The sequence below is a fragment of the Leucobacter soli genome (assembly GCF_042659205.1).
Classification (GTDB): domain Bacteria; phylum Actinomycetota; class Actinomycetes; order Actinomycetales; family Microbacteriaceae; genus Leucobacter; species Leucobacter soli.
The window spans coordinates 1-6,502 of record NZ_JBHSRW010000121.1; the positions used below are offsets into that span (position 1 = coordinate 1).

Genomic DNA, 6,502 nt, shown 5'->3' on the forward strand with positions numbered 1-6,502 from the left:
GGCGTGCGCGAGACGGTGCCGGACGCGGTGCTGCGCGGCGCCGACCCGCGGACGCCCGGGGCGCGGGTGCCCGGGAACGCGCACTTCACCTTCCCCGGTTGCCAGGGCGATTCGCTCGTGTTCCTGCTCGACGCGGCAGGCATCTCGACGTCGGTCGGTTCCGCCTGCCAGGCAGGCGTCATGGAGACCTCCCACGTGCTGCTCGCCATGGGCATCCCCGAGGCCGAGGCGCGGGGGGCGCTCAGGATCACCCTCGGCTTCGAGACCCGCGAAGACGAGGTCGAGGCCTTCCTCGACGCATTGCCGGGAGCGGTCGAACGGGCTCGGGCGGCGGGCCTGGTCTGACGCTCAGGCGGATGCGGTGCGACCGTCGTCGACGGGCAGCGCGCGGTCGATCGTGAACTGGCCCAGCACCCGGCTGCCGATGTAGAGCACGGCGCTCTGCCCGGGGGCGACGCCGAGCAGCGGTTCGGCGTGCTCCAGATCGATGTCGGCCACGATCTCGTGGGTCGCTTCGGCCCGATGCTGCTCGGTCCTCCGAGCCTCGTCGATCCGGGCGAGTCGCGCGGTCGCGGGGACGGGATCCGCGTGGGCGCGGATCTGCACCTCGCAGTCGAAGGGTTCGGCGAGGTCGAGTCCCGGGTCTCCGGTGAGGCTGAACCGACCCCCGGCGATGCGGCCGATCGCGAGCCGATCCTTGGGGCCGACGACCACCTGGTTCGACACCGGGCGGATCGAGAGGACGTAGCGCGGCTTCCCGTCGGGCGCGGGGTGCCCGATCGCGAGACCGCGGCGCTGACCGATCGTATAGCCGCGCGCGCCGTCGTGCCGGCCGACCACGGCACCGGATTCGTCGACGATGTCGCCCGGTGCGCGCTCCAGCTTCTCGTTCAGCCAGCCGCGCGTGTCGCCATCGGGGATGAAGCAGATGTCGTGGCTGTCGGGCTTGCGGGCGATCTGGATGCCGCGCTCCTCGGCCTCCGCGCGGATGAGCTCCTTCGACGGCGTGTCGCCGAGCGGGAAGTAGCAGTGGGCGAGCTGTTCCGCGGTGAGGACGCCCAGCACGTAGGACTGATCCTTGGCCCAGGCGCTCGCGCGGTGGAGCTCGCGGCCGCCCGGTCCGTCGACCAGCGTCGCGTAGTGGCCCGTCGCGACGGCGTCGAAGCCCAGTGCGATCGCCTTGTCGAGCAGTGCCGCGAATTTGATCTTCTCGTTGCAGCGCAGGCACGGATTCGGCGTACGGCCCGCCTCGTACTCCGCGACGAAGTCGTCGACCACGTCCGCCGCGAATCGTTCGCTGAAATCCCAGACGTAGAACGGGATGCCGAGGAGGTTCGCGACGCGGCGCGCGTCCATCGCGTCCTCGATCGTGCAGCAGCCGCGGGACCCCGTGCGCAGCGTGCCGGGCATCCGGCTCAACGCCAGGTGCACGCCGACGACGTCATGGCCGGCCTCGACCGCTCTGGCCGCGGCGACGGCGCTGTCCACGCCTCCGCTCATCGCCGCCAAGATCTTCACCCGCACAGTCTACGCGCGGTGGCCCGCGGGGCCGCATTTCCCGCAGTTCCGGCTGAGATCGCAGTTCGGGCTGGTCGTCGACGCGGGAATCCTCAGCCGGAACTGCGATATCCGCCCGAAGTGCTGGGGCAGAGGAGGATGAGCGGCGGCACGTGGGGCGGCACGCGGAGCGGAGCCGGGCGGTGCACGAGCCGGCGCGGAAAGGGGAAGAGGAAGAGGAAGGAGCGCGACGATGTCGGCGGCCGATCCTAGAATCGTGGATGTGAACACCTCGCCCGAACTGCCCGCAGACTTCGAAACCGCCCGAGCCGAGGCGGAACGCCTGACCGCGGATATCGAGCGCTATCGCACGGCCTACTATTCGGAGGCGACGAGCCTCGTCTCCGACGCCGAATACGATGAGCTGTTCCATCGGCTCGAGGCCATCGAGCGGGAGTTCCCCGAACTCGTCGGGCAGGACAGCCCGACCCAGGAGGTCGGCGCTGCCGTCGTTTCGGCCGGCTTCCCCGAGCACGAGCACGCCGAGCGGATGCTCAGTCTCGACAACGTGTTCTCGCTCGACGAGTTCCGGGAATGGGCGGAGAAGGCCCGCGCTGCCGCGGGCCGAGAGGTGCGCTGGCTCAGCGAGCTGAAGATCGACGGACTGGCCATCAGCCTGGCCTATCGCAACGGGGTGCTCGAGACTGCGACGACCCGCGGCGACGGGCGCGTCGGCGAAGATATCACCGAGAACGTGCGATTCATCCCCGTGATTCCCGCACGGCTCGACGCGGGGGCGCCGGGAGGCGCAGCCATCCCCGAGTTCTTCGAGGCCCGCGGCGAGGTGTTCCTCGCGAGCACCGACTTCGCCGCGTTGAACGCGCGGCAGCGGCAGCTGCAAGCCGAGTTCGCCGCGGAGCAGACGGCGAAGGGCGTACCTGAGGACCGTATCCCGGTGCGCTACCCGGATTTCGCCAACGCGCGCAACACCGCGGCGGGCAGCCTGCGCCAACGGGCGGAGAAGAAGAACGAGCGCGAGCTCGAGCTGATGCGGGATCGGCTCGGCCGGCTCTCGCTGTACGTCCACGGCATCGGCGCCTGGCAGCACCCCGACTTCGAGAACCAGAGCGATGCCTATCGGATGCTCGCCGAGTGGGGGCTGCCCGTCTCGCCGCATTCGCGGGTGTTCGATTCGGTCGACGAAGTGGTCGGCTTCATCGAGGATCGCGGCGAGCACCGGCACGATGTGGAGCACGAGATCGACGGGATCGTCGTCAAGATCGACGAGCTCGAACTGCACGCCGAGCTCGGGCAGACGAGCCGGGCGCCGCGATGGGCGATCGCCTACAAGTACCCGCCGGAAGAGGTTCACACGGAACTGCTCGACATCCGGATCGGGATCGGCCGTACCGGACGCGCGACCCCCTACGCGGTGATGGCACCGGTGCATGTCGCGGGCTCCACGGTGAGTCAGGCGACGCTGCACAACCAGGAGGTCGTCCGCGCCAAGGGCGTGCTGATCGGCGATACCGTCGTGCTCCGCAAGGCCGGTGACGTGATCCCCGAGGTGCTCGGCGCCGTCGTCGAACGTCGCGACGGGAGCGAGCGCGAGTGGCGGATGCCGAGCGAGTGCCCGGAATGCGGTGCGGCGCTGCGCCCGATGAAGGAGGGCGACATCGATCTCCGTTGCCCGAACGCGCGGGCGTGTCCGGCGCAGGTGCGCGGCCGGGTCGAGCACATCGGGTCGCGCGGCGCGCTCGACATCGAGGTGCTGGGGGAGATCACGGCGGCGGCGCTCACCCAGCCGGAGACGCCTTCGACTCCGCCGTTGGAGACCGAGGCCGGCTTGTTCGAGCTGACGCTGGAGCAGCTGGTGCCGATCGAAGTGATCGTGCGGGATCCCGAGACCGGGGAGCGGAAGACCGATCCCGAGACGGGCGAATTCGTGCGGCGGGCCCCGTTCCAGCGGATCGTGGTCGGGTACCCGCCCGAAGCCAAGGGGTTGACGGCCGCCGAGCGGCGCAAGGCCGGGTTCCGCAAGGATCACCGCACGTTACTGCCGTCGAAGGACGCCGAGACCTTCCTCGCCGAGCTCGAGCGGGCGAAGAGCAAGCCGCTGTGGCGGCTCATCGTGTCGCTGAACATCCGCCACGTGGGTCCGGTCGCCGCGCGCGCGCTGGCCGACTGGTTCGGCTCGCTCGAGGCGATCCGTGCGGCGACTCCCGGGGAACTCGCCGAGGTCGAAGGCGTCGGGGGGATCATCGCGGAGTCGCTCCGGGAGTGGTTCGAGGTGGACTGGCACCGCGAGATCGTGGATCGCTGGGCTGCGGCGGGCGTGCAATGGGAGACGCCGGGGCATCCGGGGCCGGGCGCGGCGGTGGCCGAGGGCGGCGTGCTCGCGGGACTGACCGTCGTCGCGACGGGCTCCCTCGACGGGTTCACCCGTGACGGTGCGAAGGAGGCGATCATCCGTGCCGGCGGCAAAGCGGCTTCGAGCGTGTCGAAGAAGACCGACTTCGTCGCGGCGGGTCCCGGCGCGGGGTCGAAGCTCGCGAAGGCCGAAGACCTCGGCATCCCCGTGCTCGACGCCGCTCAGTTCGCGGTGCTCGTGACCGTCGGCCCGAGCGGGCTGGACCTGGACACGGCGCCCTGACGCACGGCGCCCGTGCCCCCGGGCTCGTCCTGCGGGGCAGCGCGCCGCGAGAGTACTGCGCCGCCCGATGCCGGGGCGTCGATCCGGCGCTCACGATGCTCGGATCTTGAGGCTCCCGACGAGTTATCCACAATTCCCGCATCCGGCACTCGCGCGCCGCTCCCGCTGTTTAGGCTGGTTCCAAGGGCCTGCTCGGGGAGGAGGAACACGGGCCAGAGAGGAATCGAGATGAACCGAACGACGACTCCGGTGCGCGCCCGCTGGGCCGAATCCGACCCGCTGCTCACCGAGTACTACGATCACGAATGGGGCATGCCGGTCACCGACGATGCCGGGATCTTCGAGCGCTTGAGCCTCGAGGCGTTCCAATCGGGGCTCTCCTGGCTCGTCGTCCTGCGCAAGCGCGAGGCGTTCCGCGCGGCGTTCGCCGGCTTCGATCCAGGTCGGGTGGCGGCCTTCGACGGTACCGACGTCGAACGGCTCATGAGCGATGCCGGCATCATCCGCAACCGCCGCAAGATACTGGCGACGATCGAGAATGCGCGAGCGGTGCTGCGGCTGCACGACGCCGGTGAGTCGCTGAGCGAGCTGGTATGGAGCCACCAACCGGATCGCTCACCGGCGCCGCGCGACGACGCCGAGGTGCCGACGACCTCGCCAGAGTCGCACGCACTGGCCGCAGAACTGAAGCGGCGAGGCTTCGCCTTCGTCGGGGCGACCACCGTGTACGCGCTGATGAGCGCCATCGGCATCGTCGACGCGCACCTCGTGGACAGCCATCGCCGGGGATGCTCCGGACTCTGGCGGGCCGACGGCACGCGCAGATAGCATTCGGGCATGTGCACTCGCTTCGTCTGGTCATCCGCAGGCGCTCCAGGCGCGGGCAGCGTGCTCGTCGGCCGGAGCATGGATTGGTTCGAGCCGACGAGCACCGCGCTCGCCGTGCGGCCGCGGGGGACCGAACGGACGAGTGCTCCAGGGGACCCCGCGAGCTTCGTCTGGATCGCGGAGTACGGGAGCGTCGTGGCGCTCATGTACGGCCGCATCCCGGTCGACGGGATCAACGAGGCCGGCCTGCAGGTGAGCGGGCTCTATCTCTCGGAGTCCGACTACGGACGGCGCGACCCATCGCGCCCGGGCCTGGCGCTCGAGCAGGCGATCCAGTCGTTCCTCGATCGCTTCGCCGCAGTGGCCGATGCCGTCGCCTGGATCGAGGAGAGCGGGGTGCAGGTGATCCCGCTCGACATCGGAGGCAAGCCGGGCACCGGGCACATCGCGCTGGCCGACCGCAGCGGAGACTCGGCGATCGTCGAGTTCGTCGACGGGCGCACGGAGATCCACCACGGGCCGGAGTACACCGTCATGGCGAACTCGCCGCCCTATGAAGAGCAACTCGCGCTGCAGCACCGCTACGCGGGCCTCGGCGGAGACGAGCCGCTCCCCGGCGGTACCGACTCGCCGGATCGTTTCGCGCGCGCGGCCTATTACTCGGCGAAGCTCCCGGCCACCGAGTCTCCGCGCGAAGCCGCGGCCCAGGTGTTCAGCGTGATCCGCAACGCCTCGGCCCCCTTCGGCACCGTCGACGCGGCGCGCCCGAACGTCTCGACCACGCGCTGGCGGACGGTCGCCGACCTCAAGGATCGGCGCTATTTCTTCGAGTCGACGACATCGCCGAGCGTGTGCTGGGTCGAACTCGGGGAGGTCTCCTTCGAGCCGGGCCCCGACCGCGTGCTCGCGACCGAGAACGATATGGCGCTGGCCGGCGACATCTCCGCGCGCTTCGCGCGCGAGGACGGGCCGCGCTGAGCACCGTGGGCGATCCGCGCGGCGTCTGCACTCGGTAGGATGGTGGGGTTCATCCGCCCCCACCTTCGACGGAGCAGCATGCCTGAAAGCAGTGCGGCGAGCAGCGAGATAACGGTCGAGACCGTGCAGCATCTCGCGGGTCTCGCACGGATCGCCCTCACCGACGCCGAAGTCGACTCGCTCACGAGCGAGCTCGGCTCCATCCTCACCAGCATCGCCAAGGTGAGCGAGGTCGCGGGCGACGACGTCCCGGCGACGAGTCATCCGATTCCGATCACCAACGTGACCCGGCCGGACGAGATCGCCGACGTGCTGACGCTGGACCAGGCTCTCGCGAACGCGCCCGAAGCCGCTGACGGCATGTTCCGCGTCTCGTCGATCCTGGGCGAAGAGCAGTAGGGGGCTAGCGTGACTGAGCTGATCCACCTCACCGCCGCCGAGCTGGCCGCCGAGCTGGCCGCGGGCACCGTCTCCGCCGTCGACGCCGCGCAGGCGCACCTCGACCGCGTCGCCGCAGTAGACGGTGATCTCCACGCCTTCCTGCAC

6 protein-coding genes are annotated in these 6,502 nt (G+C 70.2%); 5 read left to right on the forward strand and 1 reads right to left on the reverse strand.

All coding sequences use genetic code 11. The features are described from left to right. Positions 1-345, forward strand: a 345-nt coding sequence (locus ACFPZL_RS08435) for an aminotransferase class V-fold PLP-dependent enzyme (RefSeq protein ID WP_382335091.1), incomplete at its 5' end; no start/stop codon positions are given. Between the two features lie 3 nt (positions 346-348). Here the strand turns inward: ACFPZL_RS08435 and mnmA are convergent. Continuing rightward, complete coding sequence (gene mnmA, locus ACFPZL_RS08440; protein ID WP_218114138.1) at positions 349-1,518, reverse strand: tRNA 2-thiouridine(34) synthase MnmA; 1,170 nt, start codon at positions 1,516-1,518, stop codon at positions 349-351. A gap of 232 nt (positions 1,519-1,750) precedes the next feature. Between mnmA and ligA the strand changes: the two genes are divergently transcribed. The 4 genes from ligA (at position 1,751) to gatC (ending at position 6,355) form a co-directional block, all read left to right on the forward strand. Then, positions 1,751-4,150, forward strand: coding sequence for an NAD-dependent DNA ligase LigA (gene ligA / locus ACFPZL_RS08445; protein ID WP_218114139.1), 2,400 nt, complete (start codon positions 1,751-1,753; stop codon positions 4,148-4,150). Between the two features lie 228 nt (positions 4,151-4,378). Continuing rightward, positions 4,379-4,978, forward strand: a complete 600-nt coding sequence (locus ACFPZL_RS08450; protein WP_218114140.1) for a DNA-3-methyladenine glycosylase I — start codon at positions 4,379-4,381, stop codon at positions 4,976-4,978. A gap of 9 nt (positions 4,979-4,987) precedes the next feature. Beyond that, on the forward strand, positions 4,988-5,956 hold the full coding sequence (locus ACFPZL_RS08455) for a linear amide C-N hydrolase (RefSeq protein ID WP_218114141.1): 969 nt from the start codon (positions 4,988-4,990) through the stop codon (positions 5,954-5,956). Positions 5,957-6,034: 78 nt separating this feature from the next. After that, the gene (gatC, locus tag ACFPZL_RS08460) at positions 6,035-6,355 is read left to right on the forward strand and encodes an Asp-tRNA(Asn)/Glu-tRNA(Gln) amidotransferase subunit GatC (protein ID WP_218114142.1); all 321 of its coding nucleotides are present in this window, start codon (positions 6,035-6,037) and stop codon (positions 6,353-6,355) included. The last annotated feature ends 147 nt before the right edge of the window (positions 6,356-6,502 follow it).

Excerpts from the sequence above, each read along its gene's own strand:
- ligA (WP_218114139.1), top strand. The coding sequence starts at position 1,751 with ATGTCGGCGGCCGATCCTAGAATCGTGGATGTGAACACCTCGCCCGAA.
- ACFPZL_RS08450 (WP_218114140.1), top strand. The coding sequence starts at position 4,379 with ATGAACCGAACGACGACTCCGGTGCGCGCCCGCTGGGCCGAATCCGAC.
- ACFPZL_RS08455 (WP_218114141.1), top strand. The coding sequence starts at position 4,988 with ATGTGCACTCGCTTCGTCTGGTCATCCGCAGGCGCTCCAGGCGCGGGC.
- gatC (WP_218114142.1), top strand. The coding sequence starts at position 6,035 with ATGCCTGAAAGCAGTGCGGCGAGCAGCGAGATAACGGTCGAGACCGTG.